Raw genomic sequence first — 24,603 nt, 5'->3', positions numbered from 1 at the left:
AATCCTCCTATATTAAATTTATTTTTTTAATTTTTTAGTGCACCCATTCACATGGGGACACTAACACTATTTGTAAATGCTATATTGCTAGGGAAAAATACTGTACCACTTGTTGGTAGCAGTCCCTTCAATCTATCTGATATTGCCCTTTTCTTAGAGTCAAGAGTAAACACAAACTCTCCAAATTTATAATTTAACTGCTCAATTAGTGGATATGTATTTGTAATATTGTAAATTAGCATCTTCAACCTATCTTTAATGGGCTTTTCTCTTTTTTTATTTTCGTTTTGGATTCTATTTAATTCTTTTTGTAGACTATCAATCTCCATTAAATCATACGCAAGATTTTCAGCAGATTGATTATCCTTAATTTCAAGGTCTGCACAATCAACATATTCTATAAATTCTCTTGCCCAATCAAACTCAACTCCAGAACTATAAAAATCACTCCTTTCTACTAAATCTTCAACAAGTTTTATAAACGTATCCTCGTTAAAATTATGTGCCATTAAGTATTCCTCTCTATAGTTACTATAAATATCTTTTTTTAAATTTATAATTTCTAATTCACATTTATTAACAAATTCAAACACTTTTGATATTAAGGCCTCATCTCTTTTAATCTTACAGTTAATTGGTGCAGCATCTATTAAAAAGAACAAATTACAATACTCAAGCCCAGTGCATGCTAGCTGCATTTGTGCTTGTATATAATATTTGAAAAAATATTTACTACTTAAAAAATTGCCATTTTTATTGTACTCAGCAATAGCACTACTCATATAATTAGAGTCGCTACTTTTAATCTCTAATAGTTCTAAATCGCCATTATTATTAATAAACCAGCCATCAATTGTTGAGCCCACTAAAGTTTCTGAACTGCCCATTTTTTTGAAATAATTATACTTATCAACACCGTTAGCATATTTGTTTTTATACAAAATATCAATATTATCACCATGTGCTTTAACAAATTCTCTAAATCCTAAATTCTCTAATTCTTTGCCCTTGAGCATATACAAATTCTCTTCAAAAGGTAGGCTCATTCTAAAATATTTAAGCACTCTGTTTATCATTAAATCTTTAAGTCCAGCACCTCCAACAAGAATATTGCCTACTTCACTAGCACCGTATTTATCAAGTTTGTTTCTTTGCACACTAAAATCAATATTTCGATTAAATCTAAAACATTCTTGACTGCTTATTCCTGGCAATTTCTTACCTATCTTACTTAATTTACTTTTTTCTTTAATGGGAGAAGATTTTTCCTCAATTATTTCACAACCAGTAAAACTTTGTTGATTAACACTTATCATTTTGAGCTCTCCTTGAATATTTTCTTGTGGATTATTATTGTTTGAAAGATTTTCCATCTTTTTACTCCTATGGTTATTTATAAAAATAAGTATATAGCAAAAACTATTTTTGCCAACTTTTTTACAAAAAATTTTACAAAAAAATAGGGCTTAGCTAAATTCTCTTGTTAAAGAACTTAGCTAAACCCAACTTAATTGGATTTTTTTGATAGCAATATATTTTTTTAGCTATACATATACATATGTATAACAAAAACTATTTTTGTCAGGCTTTTTACAGAAATTATTATAATAAATAAAAGCTTTATTAAATTCTCATGTTAAAGAGCTTAATAAAGCCGCGGGCTTAGCTTAATTTATTTTAGGTGAACTCACTAAACAATTAAATTCAGTTCAATTTAGAATTAAAATCAATTTGTATTTATTAAAATAAAAGAACTTATTTAAGTTACTTTATTTAAAAGCTTAAATAAGCTTTAATTGATAATAAACTATTTGAAAAAAGCAAATTATGCATTACATCATTATTTGATATATTGTAAATATCTCATAAATAGGGCATTTAAAACTGGGCCTAGAATCGCTGCTGTTAATATCATAAAATGTATTAGCCTATTTCCTGTATTAAGTTTTTCGTTTAACCCTTTTTCTACACTATCTATCTTGGCAATAAGTTCACTTTTAATATAATCTACTTTATTATTTACATTATCTATTTTAACGTCTAAACTATCTATTTTGGCATTTAAACTCTTTTCTACAAAATCTATTTTTAGATTTAAATTCTTCTCTACAACATCAATCTTAGTATCTAAACTAGATATATCTTTTTTCAAATTCTTTTCTACATTATCAATCTTGATGTCTAAATTAGATATATCCTTTTGTAAATTCTTTTCCACGGCATCAATCTTAATGTCTAAATTAGATATATCCTTTTGTAAATTCTTTTCTACAGTATCTATCTTAATGTCCAAACTAGATATATCTTTTTGCAAATTCTTCTCTACATTAATCAATTTTTCTTTTAAAACCTCAAAGCTGTAATTTTCATTATGAAGCAAAACAAAATCTATTGCCTCTTCACTAAATCCTATGTTTAAAAACTCATTTTTTATGCTTTCTATGTTATACGTTTTGTACGCTAAATTAGTCATAAAATACCTTTACTATCCTTTTAATTGCTTATATCTTCTTAAGAATTTATTAATCAAATCTTTTTGACTTTCAAAAAGTTCATCTAATAAAAATCCCGTGAATTTAGCATTACTTTTGTAAAAATCATAACTTTCTTTGCTTTTAAGTTGAAATCTTAATGGTTTTATTGGATTTTGTTTTGATTTTTTAACCGTATCTGAATTACTATTTCTTAAAAAGATTATAGTTTCTTTAATTCCATTTTCTAATAAAAAAAGTTCTTCTATTACGCCATTTTCTATAGCTGATGCTATCTTCAAATATTCATAAGTTTGACTTTTGGCTAACTTATAATCTTTTATAAAAGCATCAAAACTTTTATAACCATCAAGTTTATAGTATTCATTATCTTTTATTTCTTTTAAAATTTTCATACTCTCTATCTTATTATAGATTTCTTTTTGAAAATTAGATTTCAAGCGCTCCTTCAACAAATTATAATGCTTTAATATTTCATCTTTATTGCTTAATTCTTTTTTTATTTCCTTTTTTGATATTACCCTATCGTTTATTTTTATTCCCACGTCCATAATTAATCTCCTATCCTTTTTGTTAAAAAAATTCATCCAACTATCGGACAAATTTCATATTTTCAAAATAAAATTATTTAAAACGTTTACATACTCCTTTATATAATCTTTATCTAAATCAAATCTATCATTTTTTGCTATTCTCCTATTTAAATCCTCACGTTCTGATATTATCCCCAAAAACTTTTCTTTTTTTTGCAACATTTCTAATAAATCTTTATGAGTTTTATTTTTTTTAAATTTTGTTACAAATAAAAATACTTTGGGTTTTAACTTTAATTTATCCGTAAAAAACTCTAATAGTTGCAAACTCTCAATAGTCCACTTTTCTGCAGTCATTGGAACTATAACATGTTTACTAACAACTAAAGCATTGGATAACGTAGAATCTAAATGGGGATTAGTATCAAGTATAATAAAATTATATTTAAATTTTAAATATTTAAAGCTATCCTTTAACCTATGTTCCTTATAAGGCAAGGGCTCTTCACTAAAAGTGTGCAAGCTTAAGTAACTTGGCAACAAATCAAAATTATGATCAACATTGATAATTGCATCATTTATTAATTGATTTCCTTTTAAAACTTCATATATATTTTTTTCAAGTAAATCAAATTCACTTTCTACTAATGTTTTATAAAAATAACTAGTAACTGAAGCCTGTGTATCCATATCAATTAAAAGTACTTTGTTGTCTTTTGATAATAGCGTTGCTAAAATTATTGCACTTGTGCTTTTGCCAACACCGCCCTTAATTGACGCTATTGTTATTATTTTAGGTTTTTTAGTATCCATTTTATTAACGGTCCTTGCTCCGGGTATTTTTTCCCATAAAATTTATATACTTGTTGTTCTAAATCTGTAAACATACTAAATAAAACTTTGTTGTAGTGATTATTTGTTCTTTTTTTATCTAATAATCGATATAGCCCTTTAAAATAGCAAAAAACACTTCCTGCTTTAAATCTAAATTCCATATAATATGCCCTTGCTAATGCATATGCTTTTTTAGTCCCATTTATTTGATACTTTATTAACGGCTTTTTAATTGGTTTTCTGTAGCCATAAAAAATACCAATGAACTTATCTCCTTCTTTAATTGGGTATAAATGAGTTTCTTCAACAATTCTTTCCCCGTTAAATAAGGCCCTCAATGATAATCTAAATTCGTGTTTTTTCTCATAAACTCCAAATTTATAAATGTCCATCATTATTTTTGTATGGTACATTGCTTTACCATTTTCTTTTTCAATCAAAATAAAACGTTCTTTATTTTGGCATTCAACCTTACATTTACCCTTTTTTACAGTTTCAATAGGTTCTGGTGCATTTTCCATGTTAAATCCTCATACGGCCTTTATGCTAAATTCTTCTGTGGTTAAAGAATTTTTTTCATTTTTTATTATTTCTGATAATTCAAGATGATATATACCAAATACTTTATTGTATTCTATTTTCTTTTGGTTATTCAAATATTTTTTGATAATTGGCTTTAGAATTTCAATATTTGTTTCTTTTTTTAGTTGTTCAATAAGGATATTGAAAATATTTTCCTTTAAATTTTGATAATTTTGTTGAGAATTTTGCTTTTCCCTTTCAATCGCCTTTTCTAATTTACGTTTTATGTTGTTTAAATCGTTATATTTATGCCTTTCAATAATAAAGTGGGGCTTAAATTTGTAATTTTCGTATACTTTTTGTAAATTTGTCTTTAATTGTTCGGGATTATATCCATTTTGTTCGAATTCTTTCTGAGTGTTATTTAGAATTTTCTTTAGTTTCTCTTGCTTTTCTTTAAAGCAAGATTTATTTAAATTTGTGTTTTTTAGCAATTTATTTTCAACTCTTTTTATGTTTTTGATTATTTTAATCATAGTATCTTTATCAACATTTAATGTTAATAAAAATGGAAGAATTTCTTTACATAAGAAGTTACTTTTGTTGAAGTACTTTATTACTTGATATTTTTCTATTTCGTTAATCTTTCTTTCTTCTTTTATATTATTTTTATTACTTAAACACTCCACTGAATTTACACTACTATTTTTGGAAACATTGTCTTTAAAATGGTTATTAACTCTAGATTTAAATCTAGAGTTTTTTCGTTCTTTAAAGTACTTGTTGATTTTCTGGTAACATTCTTTTTTAGGATACTTTAGCTTATAGTAAATTTCAGTTCCACAATTTACACCCATATGTTGGTAGTAATTAGTTGTGACTTTTAATACTTTTTCTAATTTGTAAAGATAATTTTGCATTGTTCTTAGAGTAGTGGGAGCTAGACCATTTCTTTTTAGATTTTCATTATAGTAATAGAGTATGTTTTGTTGTGTGTATTTCTTATCTTTTTTGTTTAGAAAATCTAGTGTTGAAGCTAGATATATTAACTTGTGTTGGTGTTTGTTGTGGCAAGTGGGATTTTTTGTGGTATTTGAAAAACCTTTCATGTTTTTTCTCCTATGGTAATTAATAATTAATTATTATAATGCAAAATTTTGATTTAAAAGTAAATACTTTTCTAAAAAAATATTAAATTTTAATTATTAATTTTGTTAAATTAATATAGAAATTTTTAATTCAGTGAAAATATAAATTGATTTTAATTTAAAATTGGGCTACACTACAAACAGCGTAGTTATTTAAACATTTTTCAGTTTTGACTACCTATGGTAATTTGCAAAAAAATTTTTAGCACGGGCTTAACTAATTTCTTTAGTAGATAATAGAGAATTTAGCTAAGCCCTATTTTTTTGTAAAATTTTTTGTAAAAAAGTTGGCAAAAATAGTTTTTGCTATATACTTATTTTTATAAATAACCATAGGAGTAAAAAGATGGAAAATCTTTCAAACAATAATCAAGAAATACAAAATAATATTCAAGCAAAAATAAGCTTCCGAAAAGATATGAAAACCCTAAAAATGAATTTACCAGGGATTGACAAAAGTCTTAAAGGATATGGATATAAATATCAAAATTTCAATGAAATAGTTAGAGAAATTAAAAATGTTATTAAAAAGCACAATTTGGAGCTTGATATTGAGCAATATCCAATTTCTATAGAGGGTCAATATGGCATAGTTGATTATATTAGGACTACATTCTACAGTACAAGTACTGGATATGAATTTTCTTTTGATACGCGAATTCCTACAGAAAATTTACAATGGAACAATGAAAATGGGTCTAAAGTTACAAATACAGTGTATCAGATGTTTGGTTCAGGCATTACTTATGTCAAAAGGTATGCTTTAGTTGCAGCTCTTGGTATAGAAAGTGAAATAGATACTGATGCAGCTCCTATTTACAATAACCACGAAAACGAAAATTCTATGCCTAGCAAGCAAGTTAGTGTTAATCAAAAGCAAGAACAAAAAAGAGAACAAAAACAAGAGATTAATCAAATTCAAAAAAATAACACTATTCAAAACCAGAAAAGAGATATTAAGCAAGAACAAAAAAAAGATAGGCTTTATTATTACGGTGTTTTTAAAGAAGCTTTGTCTAATATAAAAGACTGGGTAAATAGCCCTACAACAAAAGATAATATAAACTCAATTATTCAAAAAATAAGCTTTATTCAGAATATAGACCCCAATAATTTTGATGATATCAAGAAAATTGAATCTGATTTAATCTCGTATTTTGAGAAAAATAGTGATTTTAAAAGCATAAACTATTGGGCCGAGATTATAAAAAACTATTTCAAGAAAAATAATAGATTAAAGGATTTACAAGATTTTGAAAGGTTTATGGGGCTTAAGAGGCCTATTTATGGCCCTAGTCCATTAATATTCTTTAGTATCTTAAAAGAATACGAACGGTTTGATGAGATATTTGCAGCATAGCAAGATTAAAGCCCCCAATATGGGGGCTGTTAACTATTAGGACCCATTGCCGCAGGTAGTAACTGCATTATTTGAACCAAATCCATCTATCCCCCCACTAAGAGCTCCTTGAACTGTTTGTTTGAAAGTGGTTTTTTGTTGGTCTGCATCATTTCCATTACATTTATCAAGTTCACTTTTTATATGATCAAGTGCTGTTTTTATTTTACTTTCATCATATCCTAAAAATTTATCAAATTCTCCATCATTACCCAGAGCTTCTTTTAACCAGTCAAGGTGTGTTTTCTGGTCTTCAGATAGCTTTTCTCTAAGTAGTTCTTCTTTAGATTTAGGTTTTTCTGGTGTTGCTTCTTTTTGGGTTAAATCACGCTTTCCCCTGCTTTTTGTTTGTTGTGCATTGTTTTTTAAAGTGTCATTATCATTAGAATTGCAGCTATTTAGTAGTAGTAAAAATAAACAAAATAATATGTTGATGATTTTCATTGTTATTTCCTTTCCTTATCTCCAGTACAATATGTTGAGTAAAAATAAAATTTATTCTTGTAATTATAGAGCTTATTTTTAAAAATCTTTAAAAATATTAATTGAGAGATTTATATTTTTCAAATGTTGTGCTAGCTTTTATCTCATTATTATTGAATATAGGAGTAACTAATGAGAAATAAAAACATATTTAAATTATTTTTTGCAGCAATGTTATTTGTAATGGCTTGTAAAGCATATGTAGAAGAAAAGAAAGAAATAGATTCATTAATGGAGGATGTTTTAGCTCTTGTAAATGATTCTTCTGGAGGCAAATTTAAAGATTATAAAGACAAAATAAATGAATTAAAAGAAAATTTAAAAGATATAGGCAATGCGGAGCTTAAAGAAAAACTATTAAATTTGCAAAATTCCTTTCAGGATAAATTAGCGGCCAAATTAGCAGCGTTAAAAGCAGCTAAAAATACCATTGAAAACATTACTGACAAGGATCAGGATATTTCAAAAAGAAAAATATGGTCAGAAGCAAAATTAGTTGGAGTAACTGTACCACTTCTTGGAAGCAATACTTCTGGTAATGGGGATAAAATGTCTAAAAACGCTGTAGAACAGATAGACAAAGTAATAAAGTTCCTCGAAGAGGGCACTAATTAATTAGCAAATATTCCTGTTGAAAATGTTAAAATCTAGATATTAAATCTGCGTCAATCTAATATCTAGATTTTTCTTTTGTTGCAAAAGCCGATTTGATCATAAATTAGAATTTCTTGCAAGAAAAACCTTTTTGTAATTTACATTTTTAACTTCGAATATTGATGATATACTTTTTCCGCTATTGGTTTTGCTTTTTTAATGTACTCTAAATATATCTTGATGTTATGTTTTACCGCAGGTATAGAGTGTTCGTCTTTTAGTGTTGATAAGTCTGGATAAGGATATTCTGGATAATTGGGGTCATTAACTTTCACTTTTGTTTTAGCTAAAAATGTTACAAGATACATAACATATTCTGAAAGTTGTGTTTCATATTTAGCTAAAGATTTTAGCGTTGGAATAATTGGCGGTTTTGGTTCTTCTGGTAGGTTAGCAATAGTGGTGCAACATAACAACAAAACAATTAGTAAACAATGCAATCTTTTAAGCATTTTCACTCCTTTTAAGCATTTTGATGTATTCTTTCATAATTTTGTTGCGTTTTGCTTTAAGTGAAGTGATAATTTTTTTATTTTTGTCATAAGAGATAGCCTCTATTATCTCAATATTGTATTTTAAAATGTCTTTTATTTCTTCAAATATTTTAGTTGACTCAGCTGTTTCCATAGATTTTAGTGTGCTTATATATGTTTTGTAGAAAAAATCTATTACTTTACTAAAAGTATTAATGTAATTATGATCTATGTTTGTATCAGTTTTAGCTATGTTAGTTAAGCTGGATAGTAAATTAAGTCCTAAACCAATAGTGTTATTTTGCATTATTTGTTCTTTCCTTATAGATAGGTTTTCCTTCCTGATTGAATTTCAGATCATTAGATATTTTGAGATTTTTTTCATCAGAATTAACTAAGTCAATGCATTGATTGATTTTTTCATTTAATGGAGCGAGTGCTTTATTTATTGCTGGGGTTAATGCACTCTCAAGTCTTTCCATATTTGCTGTATAGATTAATTTATAATGAGAATACAGCTCATAAACCAAAAAGAATCCTTTATGTGCAATTTCATCAAATTCATCTTCAAATTTAGAAAATATATCAATAAGGGTTGATAAAGACGTAAGTCCAAGCTCAACATTATCTTTGGATAATTTCATAAGTTAATCTCTTTTTTTAATGTGATTTTTGCCATTACCATTACCATTCTTAAAAATCTTGCCTATTACAATAGTCAATATGTCTTTTAGTAAAGGCTTGAGAAGAATTAATACTCCTAAAACCAGCACTGTTACAAAAATCATTACCGCTATAAGTTTAATTTCGTTTAAATTGATAAGAAGTTCGGTTAATTTAATAGTATCCATTTTTTAATCCTTCATTTTAATTTTTTATTTTTATACGTATATTATATACCAAAATCATAATTTTTGCTAAAAAGTTTACAGTTTTAAAAGATCTGGGACTGGATCTCCATACAAGGAGGCTCTTTTTTGGACATACCATCCTTTATAAATGGGAATTCTGGTGAATAGTCCGCGGGGGCCCGCAATTTCATAAACCCTATTGTATGTAGTTTCATCAGAATACTGAAGTTTTAATGATTTTTTCTGCATCCTATTATCATTGATTTTTACTTGAATTTCAATATCAAGATAAACGGGAGAATTATCGTAACTTTTAGAAAAAATAAGAGTTACATCATCATTGTCTTCCATATTAATAAATATCGCGTTATTCTCATAGTCAGAAGGATAAAGTGTAGTACTTCTAGTTATGCTGCCATAAGCAAGATTTGATGGTACTCCAAGTATATGTTTAGGAACGGGTGTTTTTTGAATAGTATCTGATGAAGGCATTATCAAAAGATGATCACTTCTAGATAAAGTGGCTGATGATATGCTATCTGTAAGGCGTGATTTAATTTTACTAAAAAGGTTAGAAATATTAGTAGAATCGTTGTTAATTAATTTGTCCGTTATTTTAGCATAAATTTTTTCTACAAAATCTTTATCAGCTGCAAGTTCTTCGGCAATTGTAGACTTAATTATCTGCTTAAAATAGTCTAATCCCTCTCCTTTAAATATTTTGTCTTTAGAAGCATCTAAAAAGTTTTTAAAGGTGATAGCATTACTGCTTGCAGCTCCATCATCAAGCAGTAAAAGATCAGTATCGTTAACGGTCGTAACCTTATTTAAATCTTTTATTTGAACCGTTTCTTCTTCATCAATTAGTAATTTTTCTTGATCATCAGCCATAAAACCTCCTTAGTTGTTAAAAGTTATAATATTGTTACCATCTGTATTATTAATTTTGAGAACTCTACCAATAGGAATAATTCTCTTAATAAAAGCATAAATTGAATGATCATAGCCCTTAGGAAGTGAGTTGAATACTAAAGCCTTTTTAGATGCAGCATATCCCGGCTTCTTTTCTCTAAGAATTATCTTTTTTAGTCGTTTTCCTTTCTTAGTGCTAGGCGAAATAAATGTAGTAAAGTTTGTTTTTATTACCCCTTTTAAAGAGATATCAATAACCCCAGCTTCAGGAGTAGTAACTTCAATGTCCACATTTAAAAAGGTCTTGAAAATCAGTCTAAATGACTCGTCAGTGCCAATATGACGTAAAGCAAAAATAACACTATTAATATTGCTTGTAATACTTTGTAAAGTTTGAGTTTTTGCATAAAAGATAGATAAAACTTGAGATATCCATATTGCAATATATCTTGATTTTATATTTTCTATTACATTAATGGATATGAAGTTGGAATTAAGGGACTTAAGTTCATTAAGCAATGCTTGTGCATATTCTGTTTCTGTACGTATAAATTTATGAATTTCGGTGTTTTTGAAAAGATTGGGTATTTTCATATTTGTTAACTATCCAATATCAATAAGCAATCTATCTGTCATATTGAAAAGTAGCATTGTGTCATCATTAATGGCAATATCTTGATTTTTTTTAAAATCGCTATCACCAATTTTTGTAATACTCTCAGTGTCTGTATCTTTAATACAAGCACTTATTTCCATAAACTTAATTCCTTTAACTTCATTAACTGGAGCAAAAAAGTCTTGATATTCAAAGCTAATTCCCATATCAGAATAGTTATTTGAAATAATCCTAGAATAAATGTCCCTAATTTGAGAGTCTATGTTTAAGTAGAGATAGTTTTTAAGGTCAAGTTTATACTTTACTTTCATGTAAACATATTTTCTTTTCCCTAGTGATATTTTATAGGATTTACGTTGTCCAGTTGAATTGAGACCATCAATTTCTATGTCTCCCTCAAGTAAAGTACCACTAGGAGTTGTTAGATATAATGTTTCCCAAAGTTTTGCTTTAAATTCAGGACTATTAATATTAGATTTACTAGTGTCTAGTAAAGTTTCCTTTAGAATTAGATATATGTTGGCTTTACCAGCTGCACTTTTAATATTAGTGTACTCAATCCCATCAAGATTAAGTAAAGCATTGCGAACAGCACTGTAAGTTGTGCTTTTAGAAGAAATGTGTTCTTCAATAGCAGCCCAATAAGTACCACCAGGTTTCATTTTAGAAAAAAAGAGATTGAGCTCATTAATTATTTCTTCTTCAATTAATGCCAAAGAAGACGCAATAATGTTATAAATTGAGCTTTGATTGTCGTCAATATTAATACCATAATTTACACGCAAATATTCTCTTTTAGCTCTTACAATATCCTTAATTGTACGTTTTAAAATGCCAAAATCAGAATCAAAAACTATGCTCATAAATTAAACTCCATATTTAAAACATCGCCCGAGAAAAAAAAGGATATATGTGCTTTGTTGTCTTGTATAGTAGTTGAAATATTTATTAAATCTAAGTTAAGCTCTTTAGATATTTCATGAAAATAATTTTTTACAGCGTGAAGATTGTTAATTTTTAACAGCTTTAAAAGCAAGAAATAGTCCAGTCCCCAATGAGGAGCATAGCTTAAACTACCCCTTAAGGTTTTTAAAAATATCAAAAATCTTTGTTTTTGTTCATCAATTCCATCAACAAGTGATAAATCGTTATTAAATACCAATTCAAAATTATTGCCTAATCTTAAATCCATACTAGTAATTATACCATATTTAGCAAAAATTACTTAAACAAACTATTAATATCAGAATTAATTTGAGCGGTTGCTATTTTTAAGCTTGATTCGTCAATTACTGAGTCCCCTATAATTTTTATACCATTGATAGCACTAACAATATTATCTAGAATTTTTTTTAAGCTAGTTGTTTGGTTTGCTATTTCAATTTTATTATTCGCTCTAATTTTAACAGTATCAGAGATTAGATTTAAAGTCTTTGGGCTAATTGCACTAAGTATATAAAAATGATGTTTGTCAAAGTGAATATCGTTATTTTTATCAAAAATATTAATGCTTGATTGAAGTAGTAAAACGCAATCACCTTTTGATAGTTCTAAACTGATATTAGAGATATTTTTTGTGTGAATTTCTAAATCTTCAAATTCGGGTATTGTAACAATAGCTTCTTGAGTTTGATGTTTAAACTCCTTTACAGTGCCAATTTTAATTATAAAAATGTTTGAATAAATCCAATTTTTAAGGTCTTCTTGAGCCAATGCCTGGCCATAAAGGCGTTGATTCATTCTGTAAATTTCATAGTCTTCATTCATTCTAATTCTAGTCCCCTTTATTTTTTACGTTTTGTATTAGAATCATCTTCTAACTTTAATATTAATGAACACTCTCCTGTATTGCTAAGCCTTGCACTTGTTTCTTTTATAGTGGTTTTTATCATTTTCCCTAGTCCATCAATAAATGAGACTTTATCTCCAACATTTAACTTATGTGTGAAAAATGTTTTTGCGTTCCAAAATATAAGATTTTTTTTGAGTGTTGTGCCCAAAGTAATTTCTTGTTGTGGTATAAATTCAAGCCCATAGTCTTCTAATGCCTCGTAGTGGACATTTTCCCCCTTTTTTATATAATTAGTAAATATCAGATAGCATTCATATCCCCGTAAACCAGTACCAATATCGGCTATTACGTTATGAACATATGTTCCTTTAATTTTGTCAATAAACTCTTTTGGTGTTGTGGCATAAATATCTTTGTCAATAATTTTAAGACAATCTTTTTCATCCATATTAAGGATATTGCGATTGGGAAATACAGATTCTATTGCCTCCTTCACCGTTTTGCCTTTAAAGTTTTTGCCTTCTTTGCCTGCCAATTCGCGATTGAAGAAATTGCTTTTAGTTAATAAACGAACATCAAGATCTACACTAAAATCCCCACCCGGATAATCAGTGCTCATAGGAGGTCCTAAAGTTCCTGCCATTATGAAATCAAAATTTTTTTCATGAGCAAATTTCTTATAATATATTTTTACTATATCTCCAAATTTAATGTCGTCGGTGAAGTCTAAGGGAAGATTCCAAAGTACGACTTTTGCTTGTTTGGAACTTATAGTATGAATATTTGAATACACGTTGGATATGGAAATATCAATATGAATTCCATCTTGTGTATTGATGATAATTTTAGGAATTTCTTCGGCGAAAGGAATTCCATCAGGTGATTTTTTTGATGTATCTACATTGTAGAACTCAATTTTAAAATCATATTGTAGTAACAGCATTTTTTATCCTTTATATTTTTCCAATGCAAATGTTTTTACTATTTCTATTGATAAACTAACCTCAACTTCGTCAATGAAAGGAGTATCTTTAAACGAAAGACTTGTAATTACAGCTAATTCTTTAAGGCCAAAAGTTGGACTATATATACTAAAAGGGACTTGTGCTTGTATTCTATTGGCTAGTTGTTCTTTTACAAGATGAGCGTCAAAGCGTAGCATAGTATTGCCAAAAACAGTCATTTTGAGTAAAGAAATCATATCCTTATATAAGGATGTTAGTATTCCCCCGTTTAATGATATATGTTCACCAGTCATTACCGGATTGTAGCTTACATATTCCGCTTTTCTATCATAATAATTGATAACTGGTCTTTTAGAACAACTAGTATTATAAGTGCGTGTTATGAGTTCATTTTTTGGTTTTATAAAAAACAATTGAGGAATATATCCAAAACCTTTTAGATCCATTCTAGGAAATAACACTAAAAAATTATCTGCTCCGAAAAGGGCAAATATTTGGGTTATTACATCTCTTATTATTCGAGTAATCTCCCTGATTTCTTTCTTTTCAATATCATTAATTTTTTCCTTGATTTTTTTCTTTTCAATATCATGATTGTTAGTAATTTTATTATTAATATCTATTTTGTTAGCTGCATTGTTAGCAATTTTTTTGTTACTTGTCATAAGTAATTACCTTTTGTAAAAATTATGGTGTGCTGTTAGCATTGTCTTGATTTTGAATTTCTTCTTGTAGTTTTTTTAGAGCCGCACCCTCATCTCCGCCCATCCATCCAGGTAGCATCGATTTTAATTTTGCAAAGAAATAATTAAGATTAAAAATACTTTTAATGCCATTAATTATGGGATTAATAATGTGTGTTTCAAACGCAAAGTCTTTAAAGTAATTAGTTATCTTATTAATGAGGTCAAGTAATGGGTCCAAGACAGTAGTGGTTAAGTTTTGAAGAGTTTGCTCAGCTGAGGCCAAATTACTTTGAATACTCTCAGCATTATTGACTTTTTTTGTAAGGCCGAAAGATTTAAAATCCTCGAACATTTCCATCATCTTGGTAATTCTAGACTCTAGATCTACTTGTGCCCCGCTTTGCCAGGCCATTTTGGCATCTTCTATATATTTGTCTCCAACACCTGACTTCTTTAATAGATCAAAAAGCTCACTTCCATCACCCCCAAGAACACTATTAACAGCCTTTACTGCATCTTCGCTGCTCATAGCACCACTGGATTTAAGCATAGCTGCAAATTCTACTGCGTTTTTCAAATTAGTTTCATTTAACATATCTAAATCCCTTAAAGTACCCTTAAAGACACTTGCTTGATTTAAGAATTCTTCTTTTTCTAGGTCGCGCTCAAATCCCTTCATTCCGCCAATAATCTTTAAAAGACCCTCTTTCTCTTTTGGATCACCATAAAACGCTTTATTGAGAAGTTGTGTTCTTTTTGTTTTGGTGTCTTCTTCAACCGCTTTTTTAGCAAAACCTAAAAGGCCTCCTCCAACTTTACTCATAGCGTTGCTAATGATATTCCCTAGGGCACTACCTATAGCAATTTTGGCAACAAGTCCTTTTCCTTGAGAGGCCGCTAACATTTTACTTTTTGCTTTTGATTCTTTTGCAAGTTCTTTATACTCAAGACGCCTTTTGTCTCTATCAGACATTAAAGATCTTCTGAAAGCCTCTTTTCTAGCTTTCTCAAACCCCATGCCCTGTTTTATAAGTTTTTTAGTTTGTGTAAGTCTATATTTCTCAACACGCTCTCTTAAGCTTTCAAATTTAGATTGTCTACTAAGTTCTTTTTTCTTGTCCGACAAATTATTTTTTACAATATCTTTAGTGCTACCCAAACTAGATTTTTTAGGTTTAAGATATTTTTCCATTTTAGAAATATCTTGTTCAATGGCCTTTTTTGTTGCAGCATGATCAAGAATACCTTTAAATTTAATGGTGAATTTGTCGCTCACTAAGTCCTCACTTGCTTAAAATTAATTCATACAATTCTTTTTCTAATTTAATCTCAGCAAGTCTATTGACTTCTAAAAGCTCGTCATAAGGCAATTTTTTAACCGAGTCGTATGAGCAAATATTCATAATTACTGGAAAATAGTATTTATCGTTCTTAATCTCGTCAAGCAAGTTAAAATATTTTTTTCTAGTCTCATCAAGACTTGCAATAGCTTTATCAATATCTCTATTTCTTTTGTTCATTTAGCAACCAGCTCATTGGAATTTGATGTACTTGATGAAAGTGAAGTGGCTACTTTTTCATAATCAAAATTTTCATTAATATAGTCAAAAGCAACAAAATCACCAACATTATTTTCATACTCACTCAAATATACTAAAGCGGGCTTTTTTAGATCATTGTCTAAATGAAAAGTATTAAATTGTGCAGTGTAAATTATTGCAACAAGATAGTCCTTATAATAAGAAATAAATTCTCTATTTTGATCCAAAATCACATAGAATTCGTCTAAAAATTTTGGACTTATCATTAAGCTTGTGATTTCTCTTAAGTATTTAACCTCATTAAGCTTTAAAACAGCGTCACTTTGATTAAATCCTAGCACTTTATCCCATTCATAGACGGGAAGTACTCTCAGCGGATATTCATAAGTTTTATTTTTAGTTAAAATTTTCATTTTATATCTCATTATCATAATAAGAATCTCCTTTTAAGAGTTGTTTGGTTTAGATTTTTGGCAATTAATAGCCCTAATTTCAAAAGATACTTTTTCGGCCTCAGCAGAATAACTTCTTGAAGGCTCTTCAGTAAAAATTGCATAGTTAGAAATAATTTTGGTAGCAATTCTATCATTGAATGCTAAATCAAGCATTTTATCCTCTTTTCTCACATCCATGTTGTAAAACTGTTCATCAGAAAGTTCAGTTAACAAAATGTAGTCATGACTACCTAGTGTCACTTCAATGTTGAAAACATAAGTTATTGTTTTGGGATCTCTTAAGCTTATTACAGGCATACCTTTATCTTCACTACTAATCACTGCTCTTGTTGTAGGTTCGCTTGTAAGCTCTAGCTTGCCACTATGTAACTGCGTACCACCAATTGAAAAATAAACTTCTCTTAAATCATAAAATTGCATTTTTAGCCCCCCTTTTAAGCACTTAAGCTGTTTTGATAATCAACTATATCTTGAGTAGTAATTACTAAAGCAACAGCATTAATGCTAAAGTTATAAGTAATATTCACGCTAAGTTCTAATTTAAGTTGTGGCGTAGGAGAAAGAGTAAGCCTTAAATTTTTATACTCTATTATCAGTCCTCTATCCACAAACCTTTTCAGTAAACATTCAATTGCTGAAGTATATGCATTGTCTCTAGCTCCACTAAGTTGTAGTGCAGATAATTTGCTATTTTGCCTATTGTTTTTGTTCCAAATTCTAATAAGCTCAATAATCGCTTCGTTTTTTATATAGTGGTATGTAAATTGTTCGTCTATTGCACCTCCAGCTAGGTCAACACCTTCTTTAAAGGCAGGTACACCATCAAGCCCAGTTTCATTAAGAAGTGAATAAAAGTTGATTTTTGCAGTTCGCAACTTTCCAATTACAGTATCATCAACAAGTGGTGTAGCAGCCAGCGGCATGCCATAAGGATTTACAGCATGGAAAATACTAGCTTGATGGAGATATTGACTTATAAATTTAAGGTGTAAATTGTCTTTATTGTTGCTGTAAACAGCAATATTTCTTTCTTTTTCAGTATTGCCTTTATCTTTAAATAGTTCTTTTATTTCTTGTTCTTTAGTCGAGAATACAAAAAAAGTTGAAGGCTTTTTGAATTTATTATAGTCATCTTTGTAAATTTTAAGTCCATCATCTGACGCATCTCCCTCAGTGTTAATAAGTACAACAAAAGTGTGTCTATGTACTTTAAGATAATTTTTTAGCTCTTCAGGCTTATCCTTATAAATGAAAAGATCGGCTGATTTTAACGATTCTTCGCTTGAATTGAAAAAATTTGACATTGCAGTTTTAAGCAGTGTTTTTTCTTTTCCAAACTGATCTTCTCCATTTCCATTCTCTTTTTCTAAAGTTTCAATTTGTTTTTCATAATTATTAACGGTTAAATTCAATATTTTATAGCTAGCAGCATCTTTATTAACTTTGATTTTAGCTGTTTTGTAAACCAAAAGTGGATTATAATAATTAGGCCTACTAGCTTGAATTCTAGAGTCAAGCAAACTTACACTAATTGTATCTTGCGGCAATTTCGTATTCCTCCTTTAAAATTTCAATTGCTTTTACACTAGCATTAAATGCTATAGATGCACTGTATGCATGGTTGCTATATTTTGTGCCTAAATTAATCAGTCCAACTGTTTGCATATTAGATGTTGGGTAAATGTAGAAGTTAATTTTATTAATATAGTCGGGTTGTAGACTGGGCAAATTATACTTATGAGCTTTATTGTGTAGAAAGTCACTAAGCATACTATAAAGCATTAACATGCGTGAATTAGCGTCAAAGTCTTTGGCGTTTAACACTATTGCAATAATATATATTTGAAAATTTATACTAAATTCCAAAGCATTTTCATAAAATACACCGGCTCTATAATTATGATCAAATAGATTTTCTGTACCATCAAATTTCAATGCTATTATATTTGAGCTAGCAGCTGTGATTTTTGAAAGATATGGATGATTGTAGGTATTTATGATATCGCACTCAAAATTATTTTCAGTTGCATATGCCTTAAACCCTTTAAATATTTGGGTTAAATGATTTAATACCATATCTAAAGTGAAAATCATTCAAGTGTTACCTTATAAGTAATCTCTGATAACATTTTGGCTGTATCAACAAGTGGAATTGCTGCAGTGTTACTACCCCTTTTAAACTTACTTTTGATTGTATTAGCCTTTAAGGCTGGAGTGACTTGTGCTGATAGTAGATAATTTTCATAGTATCTTATAAAAGCTTGTCCAATAGCCTCCATTCCCGATTTAGGGTCAAGATTAAACTTAGAATTTATATAGCTATTATTGATATATTCTCTAAACTCAGAACTACTAGCAATTTTGGTTAAATGTTTTCTTGCTGGTAAATTGCTACTCCCTTTTTCATGCATTTTAGCAATACCTGCACGACCACCAAACCACCCAATTTCCAATTCCATTTTAAATTCTAGTTTGTCCATATAAATTCCTTTAAAACCAAAGTAAAATATCCTATTGAAGAGTCAATACTAAATATTTCAAAGTAAACTAAATCTGCAATTGATATTCGGTCTTTTGGTTCATAGTTAAGGTCTTGATATGTGTAAAGTTTGGAATATCCTTGAATATCAGACATATCAGAATCATAAAGAATTGCAAGTTCTTGTGGCTTTATGTCAATAATAACTCCTGCAAATTCAATGTACTTAGTTTTATCAAATACTCTCTGATAAGAAGAATCATTTTCAAGCTTTACAACAGTACCTTTATAAAACTTTAAGGGTTTAGGATCCTTAAATACGTTGATCATGCGAAATGACATATCAGAAAGTCTTTTCCTAACACCATTCATTAGACAACCCCCACACAAGATGGCGTTGAAGTTTCTCTTTTTAGTTTTTCTAAAAATGCATCAAGTTGTGAACAAAAATTCTTGTTTGAGCCACAACTCCCCTCGCCGCCTTCTTCGCCTCCACTGCTACTAGGATAATAATCAAGTTCAAGTTCATTGAATTTCTCTTTTTTGATCCTATCAAATTCAAATTCTCGAACAACTCCCTGTTTTCTTAATTGGCAGCCCATATGGTAGAAAGTAAGTAAAAATATTTGTTCATACGTCAGTGAACTGGCATCAATACCGCGTGTTACTAGAATAGCTTGAAGTAAGGATAAATGAAGTAGAAAATTTTGCCTGCTTAGTGCAAATTTGTCTATTCCTAATAGCAATAACACTTCTGAATGGAGTTTTGTTACTAAAAGTTCTTCTTCTCCTGCAACTTGTGCTTGTAAGCTTTCTTGTTCACTCATTTTCACTTACCTTATACTTTTAACTTTGCTTTATGTTAACTTGCAAAATAGTTTTTCTAGTAGCAAGTAGACCGCCTAAAACAAAATCAATGTATGAATGAGCTACATCGGTTGAGTCTTTATCAACTTGTTCATTCGGTGTAGGTAGCATATACTTGCTAGGTTTAAATTTAATAAGTTCAGAATTTAGTGGATAAATGAGTATTTTATGTTTCAGCAAGTTTGAAGTTTCAATGTAAACATCTTCTCTATTATTAATAGCCTTAATAGTTTGAATTAAAACATCTTCCCATTTTTCACAACTACTTGCTGCACCCTGTGCTGCTGCGTATGGTTTTACTAGTTTAAGTGACGTTGCTGGGTCAACTATTACCATCATCGGGGTGGAAAATTCGTCGCCCAGTTCTAACTTTGAAAGTCCAGCCTCAATCTTTTCAAAGATTTTATCCATTTTATCTTTATCACCACTAGCAACCTCTTCTTTTATCTGCTCGGGCATATTAAGCAGCCCATACATATTTGGAAGCAGGCGTTTTTGATTTTTCCCATCTTTTTGAATCGAAACAGTCCCGGTTAATACAAAGTGATTAATAAGTTTAATAATTTCACTACTTGCAAGCTTATACGCTTGAGCAAAAGGAAGTAAATTATTATTAATGTCCCCAATATATGAATCTGAAGTATAAAATTTCTCAGAAGTCTGCTTTAAATGTCTGAATTTATACTGTAATTTCAAATAATTAAGTCTTACCACTTCAGAACTAAATCCAATAGTTGAGATAGTATTAACCTCATTGGCAATTGTTGTAGGATTAGCATTTAAAAACGCGTCCCATTTTACGGTTTTTTGATATCCCATTTGTAGATCAACATCTTCAATTTGATCGGGCGAAAACCATTTATACATAATAGGATCTTTAACTTCTCCTATGATATTTGCCACAGCTTTTGCATAATAATTTTCATCAAATAATTCCATATTAAATCCTCCCAAATATTATTAATTTCTACTCATAGCTTTATTTCCAAATACAGCTACTTTTACTAAATAAACCTCATTGCTAATTTGTTTTGCATCAGTCAATGCTGTTGCATTAATAGTTGCTTTATTTGGTGCTCCAGTCACCTTTTCAAGAGCACCGTCTTTATTAAAAATAAGTTTATCTTTTACTTTAACCGTAGAATCTTTTGCCACTAAATAGCCCTCAAAATTATTGGTAATTGGCACAATAGTAGCTGTTTTACTAAACTCATCTATGTCAATGCATATTCCATATAAGTCTTCACCTCCACCAGCCTCAACATGTGGCTCATAGTGACTTTGATTATCTTGAGCCTCTTGAATAACTCTTTTTACTCCACGCTTGTACGGATACCCCAAAAATGGATGATTTTCCAATTTGTCAAACTTACTAGTTCTAGTGCCTCCAGAAGCAAAAAATTCTACATTTTTGTCTCTAAATTCATTAGAATTGCTAAGCAAACTAGCGTCATGTTGGGGATTTTTCATAAACTTTTCCAGTTTACTTCTTTTCTCTTGATACTCTTTTACTAATTGCGTTGTATCTCCCATTTATTTACCTCCTTTTATTCGCCCAAAGTTTAACCACCATCAGGATTTACTGTTTTCTCAAGGCCTCTATTTCCAAAAATTGCAACTTTTATCAAATTAATAGAATACTCTTGCCTAGGATATCTATTTTGATCTTGATTTCCATCTTCGGGTGCAAAATTGATTGTAAATGAATCAGATAGAGCATATATGTTAATTGCGGTTGGTGGCCCACCTCCGGCCTTGATAATAACACCGTTATTATTTATGTCTAGTATTTCTCCTATTTTTATACTTGGATTCCTTGTAACAAGATACCCTTCAAAATTGTTAGTAATTGGCAATACATATGCAGTACAACTAAACTCACATACATCTACACATATCCCATACATATCAGTATCAGCTCCAACTTCAACATATATAGAGTTCTCTTTTGGAACAAGTTTAACGCCGCGTTTGTATGGAAAACTATTCGCTGGATCGTAAAGGTATTCCTCTATTTTGTCTGTATAACTTGAACATGCAAATGAATATGCATCAACTCGCTCATTCTTGGATTTAAAACAGCCACTTGAACTGCTAAAAACCTTATTTTCAATTGAACTCATTGATTTTGAATATTTTTTAAATTTTAAAAGAACATCATCAAGCTCGCTAATTGACTCCAAATAGGGATCTTCCCCTTGTACGTCCTCAGCTTGTCTTGCTTGCCGTTTAGCTCTAGGAGCAGCGGAAACTTGTGCCCCTAAATCTACCTGTGGGTCCTCAACAGCCTCAAGATTTTCTACTTGCATGTTGCCTTTTAAAGCCATAATTTATTACCCTTTTATTGCTCTATTCCCAAATACACTAGCAAGCACTATAAATAAATCTTCAGTTAATTTGTGTGCCTTTGAAAGTGCTATTGCATTAACAGATTTTTGAGCCCCAGTGACCTTTTCAAGTTCCCCATGTTGGTTAAAATTTAATTTATCTCCTGGATTTACACCATTTTGTCCATCTTTCTTTAGCGTTAAATACCCAGTAAAGTTATTTGTAATTGGTATAACAGTTGCCATACCGCTAAACTCATCTATATCGGAACACACTCCATATAAATCGTCTCCACCACCAGCCTCAACTTCTAGTTCGGTTGTTCCATCTCCAAAACTAAGCTTAACACCCCGTTTATACGGATACCCTTTAGCAGGGTAATTCTCTATTTTGTCTTTACTGCTAGTGCAAACCCCACCAGAATTGGAAAAAATTAGATTTTGGTCTCTAAAATCAATAGAATTGCTAAGCAATCCTGAGTCTTGTTGGGGATTTTTCATTAATGCTTGAATTTCTGCAACTTTCTTATCAAATTCTTGTTTAATTTTTGTTATATCACTCATTTAAAAACTCCTTTAGGCAATACTTGTTCTTTTATGTCTTTTTAGATTTTCATAAAATTGAATTCGTCTTTGCTTGTATGTATTACTTATCGCTTGTACAAATTCTGTGAAATTAATAGGTACAAAATTAGAATCAAGCAAACTTGCTCTTTCTTCTGATTTAATAGCAATATTCCCCTTAATAGAGTCAACAGAAGAAGAACTGCTACTCGCATTTTTTCTTAATTTAATATTCACTTTTGCTAAAGAAACAAGTTGCTCTAATATCTCTCCATCGATATGACTTATGTCTGATACTTTGGCAATAGCTTTAATTTGCTCAATTGGAACGAACTTGCGTACAAGTTCTCTACGTTGTGCTTGCATAATGTCTTTTAATGTATATCCTTTTGCAAGTAGCACCTCTTTGTTAAAATGATTGCTAAGATGTGCTTTTGCAAGTGTATCAATTTCATTAATTCGCTCAGCCTCTAGTAACAATTGCTTTTCAATACGCTCCCGCTCTTCAACTTCTGCAAGTTCTTTTGTTATTCGTTCATTTATACTTAAATCTCGACTTGTCTCTTTGGATTTACTATTTGCCTGCTCTTTAAAACGCATGTACTCTTCAAATTCCTGCACACTGATAACTTTAGTATCAGCCTTAATTTGCTGCTCTTCTTTATCTTGTGCCTGCAGGTCTTCTTTTTCTTCTTTCTCAGTCATCTTTTAACTCCTTTTCTCAAAATGAGAATAATTTCTCTTTTAACATCGCTAGCTCCTCATTATTAAATGAGCTACTTTGTATAAGCTGGTTATATTTACTGTAAAGCTCAATTAGCTTTATATCTCTTTCCACTTTTTGTTCTTCACTTAACATAATCAGAGAATTAAACTTCATATCAAGCCCAAAATACTTTGTAAGTTTTAAATTACAAGAGTTCTCAACTTGTTCTTGTACACCTTTGAGAAAATCGTAATAATTACTCCTATCACCTTTACCATCATTTCCTAGTCCTTTAGCCTGCTCATTAAAACTTCTGGTTAAGGGCTCTTTAGTATCTGCACCAATTTTTGCCTTAATTAATGCTAAAGCCTCCTTTAAGTAGCTAAGATCGTATTTAATAACCTCTAAACTAGCACTAGGGGTGGCCGTATAAAACATTCCCTCATTATTTAGATTGCTTTTTAGCCTAGCAAGCTCCTGTGATAATGAGTCATTAAGGTTTCTTAAATTAGAAATATCTTTACTATGATTGTTTGAATTTTGTTTTCTCAAAAAAGAAGATAAAATGCCACTTCCCCTATCATTATTGCTCTGAGTAAGTGCACTTAAAGAAGTTGTTGCACTAGAGAGTGCGTCTTGTAGTTGTACTAAAGATTCATCTTTATAAAACAAGAAATTGTGGTTTTCAATACGTCTTTCTATTTCTACGTATATCTTTTCAAATAAATAAATATCTAGTAAAAAGCTTTCGGTATAACACGGAACATATCTTTTTAAGATATAATCAAAGTTTTCATATATGATAAGTCGACTTTTATGTATTTTAACTGCGTCTAAAGAATTGTTCTTATTGTTGGATTTTACTTTATAGGTTATATGATCAAAATCAACTCCCAAATCTCTTACATATTCATAATCAAGGTATTCAAAACCAATAGGTAATTCTATATTAACGGGTTGTTCGAGATCTATTAGGGTATCTTTGGTTTTTACTAAAACATAGCCAATCCCATGAAAACGGTAGCTTATAATACAATTAAGCAGAGCATTCTTAAGCTGTACCTTTAACCTAGCAAGTTCAACCTCACTAACATTGTGGGCAGCACTCTCAAGAATAAGTCCGTTCTTGAGACAATCTTCTGCTACATTTTCAATGTAATTTCTAAAAAATATTGAGTATTTGTATAGTTCTAGTGAACTTATTTTATCTATTAGTTTTGTTTTTCTTAAATCACACACCTTTTTACTTCTCTTTATTAAATTAGATGTATGATAGCAAAAACTAATATTTTTGTCAATAAAAT

The 24,603-nt window shown here is 29.7% G+C and carries 35 protein-coding genes; 2 read left to right on the top strand and 33 right to left on the bottom strand.

The features are described from left to right. Positions 1-47: 47 nt before the first annotated feature. The 6 genes from BB_RS06015 to BB_RS05990 form a co-directional block, all read right to left on the bottom strand. On the bottom strand, positions 48-1,373 hold the full coding sequence (locus BB_RS06015; protein ID WP_010883738.1) for a DUF244 domain-containing protein: 1,326 nt from the start codon (positions 1,371-1,373) through the stop codon (positions 48-50). 467 nt (positions 1,374-1,840) lie between these two features. Beyond that, positions 1,841-2,473, bottom strand: a complete 633-nt coding sequence (gene bdr / locus BB_RS06010) for a Bdr family repetitive protein (RefSeq protein WP_010883737.1) — start codon at positions 2,471-2,473, stop codon at positions 1,841-1,843. A gap of 12 nt (positions 2,474-2,485) precedes the next feature. Further along, entirely contained in the window at positions 2,486-3,043 is a 558-nt protein-coding gene (locus BB_RS06005; RefSeq protein WP_010883736.1) for a chromosome replication/partitioning protein, read from the bottom strand. Between the two features lie 54 nt (positions 3,044-3,097). Then, positions 3,098-3,838, bottom strand: coding sequence for a ParA family protein (locus tag BB_RS06000; RefSeq protein WP_010883735.1), 741 nt, complete (start codon positions 3,836-3,838; stop codon positions 3,098-3,100). Then, positions 3,814-4,380, bottom strand: a complete 567-nt coding sequence (locus BB_RS05995; RefSeq protein ID WP_010883734.1) for a DUF226 domain-containing protein — start codon at positions 4,378-4,380, stop codon at positions 3,814-3,816. Before BB_RS05995 ends, BB_RS06000 begins: the two co-directional genes overlap by 25 nt. Positions 4,381-4,389: 9 nt before the next feature. Next, the gene (locus tag BB_RS05990; protein WP_010883733.1) at positions 4,390-5,490 is read right to left on the bottom strand and encodes a plasmid maintenance protein; all 1,101 of its coding nucleotides are present in this window, start codon (positions 5,488-5,490) and stop codon (positions 4,390-4,392) included. Positions 5,491-5,875: 385 nt separating this feature from the next. On the opposite strand from BB_RS05990, the gene BB_RS05985 reads away from it, so the two are divergent. Continuing rightward, a complete protein-coding gene (locus BB_RS05985) occupies positions 5,876-6,889 on the top strand; it encodes an ERF family protein (protein ID WP_010883732.1) in 1,014 nt (337 codons plus the stop codon). A gap of 36 nt (positions 6,890-6,925) precedes the next feature. Here the strand turns inward: BB_RS05985 and BB_RS05980 are convergent, their stop codons facing one another. Further along, the gene (locus tag BB_RS05980; protein WP_010883731.1) at positions 6,926-7,372 is read right to left on the bottom strand and encodes an Mlp family lipoprotein; all 447 of its coding nucleotides are present in this window, start codon (positions 7,370-7,372) and stop codon (positions 6,926-6,928) included. Positions 7,373-7,543: 171 nt separating this feature from the next. Between BB_RS05980 and revA the strand changes: the two genes are divergently transcribed. Next, on the top strand, positions 7,544-8,026 hold the full coding sequence (revA, locus tag BB_RS05975) for a fibronectin-binding protein RevA (RefSeq protein WP_010883730.1): 483 nt from the start codon (positions 7,544-7,546) through the stop codon (positions 8,024-8,026). Positions 8,027-8,163: 137 nt separating this feature from the next. On the opposite strand, the gene BB_RS05970 is transcribed toward revA, so the two are convergent. The 26 genes from BB_RS05970 to BB_RS05845 form a co-directional block, all read right to left on the bottom strand. Beyond that, the gene (locus BB_RS05970; protein WP_010258449.1) at positions 8,164-8,517 is read right to left on the bottom strand and encodes a BBA14 family lipoprotein; all 354 of its coding nucleotides are present in this window, start codon (positions 8,515-8,517) and stop codon (positions 8,164-8,166) included. After that, a complete protein-coding gene (locus BB_RS05965) occupies positions 8,510-8,845 on the bottom strand; it encodes a BlyB family putative holin accessory protein (RefSeq protein ID WP_010883729.1) in 336 nt (111 codons plus the stop codon). The genes BB_RS05970 and BB_RS05965 overlap by 8 nt, the downstream gene beginning before the upstream one ends. Next, positions 8,835-9,182 (bottom strand): BlyB family putative holin accessory protein, encoded by a 348-nt coding sequence (locus BB_RS05960; protein WP_010883728.1) that lies wholly within the window; start codon positions 9,180-9,182, stop codon positions 8,835-8,837. The genes BB_RS05965 and BB_RS05960 overlap by 11 nt, the downstream gene beginning before the upstream one ends. 3 nt (positions 9,183-9,185) lie before the next feature. Continuing rightward, positions 9,186-9,389 carry a holin BlyA gene (blyA, locus tag BB_RS05955; RefSeq protein WP_002658481.1) on the bottom strand — a complete coding sequence of 68 codons (204 nt, stop codon included), beginning with the start codon at positions 9,387-9,389 and terminating at the stop codon, positions 9,186-9,188. Positions 9,390-9,464: 75 nt separating this feature from the next. Further along, positions 9,465-10,280, bottom strand: coding sequence for a DUF685 domain-containing protein (locus tag BB_RS05950; protein WP_010883727.1), 816 nt, complete (start codon positions 10,278-10,280; stop codon positions 9,465-9,467). A 9-nt stretch (positions 10,281-10,289) separates the two neighbouring features. Then, positions 10,290-10,895, bottom strand: a complete 606-nt coding sequence (locus BB_RS05945) for a DUF735 family protein (RefSeq protein WP_002658699.1) — start codon at positions 10,893-10,895, stop codon at positions 10,290-10,292. A 9-nt stretch (positions 10,896-10,904) separates the two neighbouring features. Then, positions 10,905-11,780 carry a DUF276 domain-containing protein gene (locus BB_RS05940; RefSeq protein ID WP_010257824.1) on the bottom strand — a complete coding sequence of 292 codons (876 nt, stop codon included), beginning with the start codon at positions 11,778-11,780 and terminating at the stop codon, positions 10,905-10,907. Beyond that, the gene (locus BB_RS05935) at positions 11,777-12,109 is read right to left on the bottom strand and encodes a DUF2634 domain-containing protein (protein ID WP_002658459.1); all 333 of its coding nucleotides are present in this window, start codon (positions 12,107-12,109) and stop codon (positions 11,777-11,779) included. Before BB_RS05935 ends, BB_RS05940 begins: the two co-directional genes overlap by 4 nt. Before the next feature lie 29 nt (positions 12,110-12,138). After that, a complete protein-coding gene (locus tag BB_RS05930) occupies positions 12,139-12,684 on the bottom strand; it encodes a DUF777 family protein (protein WP_010883748.1) in 546 nt (181 codons plus the stop codon). A gap of 17 nt (positions 12,685-12,701) precedes the next feature. Continuing rightward, entirely contained in the window at positions 12,702-13,652 is a 951-nt protein-coding gene (locus BB_RS05925) for a DUF693 family protein (protein ID WP_010883747.1), read from the bottom strand. Positions 13,653-13,655: 3 nt separating this feature from the next. Continuing rightward, the gene (locus tag BB_RS05920; protein ID WP_010883746.1) at positions 13,656-14,339 is read right to left on the bottom strand and encodes a DUF792 family protein; all 684 of its coding nucleotides are present in this window, start codon (positions 14,337-14,339) and stop codon (positions 13,656-13,658) included. A 22-nt stretch (positions 14,340-14,361) separates the two neighbouring features. Beyond that, positions 14,362-15,636, bottom strand: a complete 1,275-nt coding sequence (locus BB_RS05915) for a DUF759 family protein (protein WP_010883745.1) — start codon at positions 15,634-15,636, stop codon at positions 14,362-14,364. A gap of 7 nt (positions 15,637-15,643) precedes the next feature. Next, entirely contained in the window at positions 15,644-15,880 is a 237-nt protein-coding gene (locus BB_RS05910; RefSeq protein ID WP_002658671.1) for a DUF1322 family protein, read from the bottom strand. After that, positions 15,877-16,332: a DUF1473 family protein gene (locus tag BB_RS05905; protein ID WP_002658668.1), complete on the bottom strand. Its 456-nt coding sequence runs from the start codon at positions 16,330-16,332 to the stop codon at positions 15,877-15,879. Before BB_RS05905 ends, BB_RS05910 begins: the two co-directional genes overlap by 4 nt. Positions 16,333-16,347: 15 nt before the next feature. Further along, complete coding sequence (locus tag BB_RS05900) at positions 16,348-16,776, bottom strand: DUF1463 domain-containing protein (RefSeq protein WP_002658441.1); 429 nt, start codon at positions 16,774-16,776, stop codon at positions 16,348-16,350. A gap of 14 nt (positions 16,777-16,790) precedes the next feature. Continuing rightward, positions 16,791-17,903: a DUF787 family protein gene (locus BB_RS05895; RefSeq protein ID WP_010883744.1), complete on the bottom strand. Its 1,113-nt coding sequence runs from the start codon at positions 17,901-17,903 to the stop codon at positions 16,791-16,793. Continuing rightward, entirely contained in the window at positions 17,884-18,450 is a 567-nt protein-coding gene (locus tag BB_RS05890; protein WP_010883726.1) for a DUF764 family protein, read from the bottom strand. The genes BB_RS05895 and BB_RS05890 overlap by 20 nt, the downstream gene beginning before the upstream one ends. Then, entirely contained in the window at positions 18,447-18,836 is a 390-nt protein-coding gene (locus tag BB_RS05885; protein WP_002658432.1) for a hypothetical protein, read from the bottom strand. Before BB_RS05885 ends, BB_RS05890 begins: the two co-directional genes overlap by 4 nt. Further along, entirely contained in the window at positions 18,824-19,207 is a 384-nt protein-coding gene (locus tag BB_RS05880; protein ID WP_002658662.1) for a DUF1506 family protein, read from the bottom strand. Before BB_RS05880 ends, BB_RS05885 begins: the two co-directional genes overlap by 13 nt. After that, positions 19,207-19,662 carry a DUF3890 domain-containing protein gene (locus tag BB_RS05875; protein WP_002658643.1) on the bottom strand — a complete coding sequence of 152 codons (456 nt, stop codon included), beginning with the start codon at positions 19,660-19,662 and terminating at the stop codon, positions 19,207-19,209. Before BB_RS05875 ends, BB_RS05880 begins: the two co-directional genes overlap by 1 nt. Before the next feature lie 19 nt (positions 19,663-19,681). Continuing rightward, positions 19,682-20,641: a hypothetical protein gene (locus BB_RS05870; RefSeq protein ID WP_002658423.1), complete on the bottom strand. Its 960-nt coding sequence runs from the start codon at positions 20,639-20,641 to the stop codon at positions 19,682-19,684. 21 nt (positions 20,642-20,662) lie between these two features. After that, positions 20,663-21,235, bottom strand: a complete 573-nt coding sequence (locus BB_RS05865) for a DUF228 domain-containing protein (protein WP_044283624.1) — start codon at positions 21,233-21,235, stop codon at positions 20,663-20,665. Positions 21,236-21,264: 29 nt separating this feature from the next. Beyond that, positions 21,265-22,029 carry a DUF228 domain-containing protein gene (locus BB_RS05860; protein ID WP_010883743.1) on the bottom strand — a complete coding sequence of 255 codons (765 nt, stop codon included), beginning with the start codon at positions 22,027-22,029 and terminating at the stop codon, positions 21,265-21,267. A 6-nt stretch (positions 22,030-22,035) separates the two neighbouring features. Continuing rightward, a complete protein-coding gene (locus BB_RS05855; protein WP_002658736.1) occupies positions 22,036-22,593 on the bottom strand; it encodes a DUF228 domain-containing protein in 558 nt (185 codons plus the stop codon). A gap of 12 nt (positions 22,594-22,605) precedes the next feature. Next, positions 22,606-23,298 (bottom strand): DUF1357 domain-containing protein, encoded by a 693-nt coding sequence (locus tag BB_RS05850; RefSeq protein WP_002658634.1) that lies wholly within the window; start codon positions 23,296-23,298, stop codon positions 22,606-22,608. 16 nt (positions 23,299-23,314) lie between these two features. Then, on the bottom strand, positions 23,315-24,538 hold the full coding sequence (locus BB_RS05845; RefSeq protein WP_010257444.1) for a phage portal protein: 1,224 nt from the start codon (positions 24,536-24,538) through the stop codon (positions 23,315-23,317). Positions 24,539-24,603: the final 65 nt, after the last annotated feature.

It is taken from the genome of Borreliella burgdorferi B31, assembly GCF_000008685.2.
In the GTDB taxonomy this organism is placed as follows: Bacteria; Spirochaetota; Spirochaetia; order Borreliales; family Borreliaceae; genus Borreliella; species Borreliella burgdorferi.
Note: the sequence above shows the minus strand (reverse complement) of the source record. Positions and strands in the feature narration are given on the sequence as shown.